General features: G+C 58.0%; 1 protein-coding gene. It reads left to right on the top strand.

From position 1 onward, the window contains the following. Positions 1–88: 88 nt before the first annotated feature. Positions 89–636, top strand: a 548-nt coding sequence (locus EOA75_RS33560) for a phage major capsid protein (protein WP_127326189.1), incomplete at its 3' end; no start/stop codon positions are given.

Below are 636 nucleotides of genomic sequence, written 5' to 3'. Positions count from 1 at the left end.
CCTCAACAGCGTCGGGCAAGGCTCGGGTTCTCACCGAAGATGAAGAACTGGCCGCTGTCTACGACCGGAACCATAAAGGATAATAGCGATGGCTGGACCGTCGACTACCTTCACGGAAATGGTGTCCACCACCCTTCGCAACAGCGCGACGGAAGTGGCGGACAACGTTTCGAAGAACAATGCCTTCCTCAACCGGCTGAAGAAGAAGAACAAGATCCGCAATCTTGACGGCGGCACCGAAATTCAGGTGCAGCTCGAATATGCGGAAAACAGCACCTATCAGCGTTACGCCGGCCTCGACACGCTGAACACCAACGGCTCTGACGTGGTCACCTCCGCTAAGTACGATTGGGCGCAGGTTGCGCTGCATGTCGTGTCGAGCGGCAAGGAGCTTCGCCAGAATTCCGGCAAGTTCGCGATGATCAACCTGGTGAAAACCAAGAAGAACAACGCGCTCAAGACGGCGGCCAACAACTTTTCCGTCGACCTCTATTCCGATGGCTCGCTGGCGAACCAGATCGGCGGCCTGGCCAACATCCTGCAGACCAACGGTCAGGGCATCGTCGGCGGCATCGATTCCGCCACGTGGACCTTCTGGCGCAACAAGTTCCGCGAGGCCACCGGCACCAACCTTGC

Origin of the sequence: Mesorhizobium sp. M1A.F.Ca.IN.022.07.1.1, assembly GCF_003997575.1 — a bacterium.
Taxonomy (GTDB): Bacteria; Pseudomonadota; Alphaproteobacteria; order Rhizobiales; family Rhizobiaceae; genus Mesorhizobium.
The sequence above is the reverse complement of the archived record's forward strand: the minus strand, read 5'-3'. Positions and strand labels throughout refer to the sequence as shown.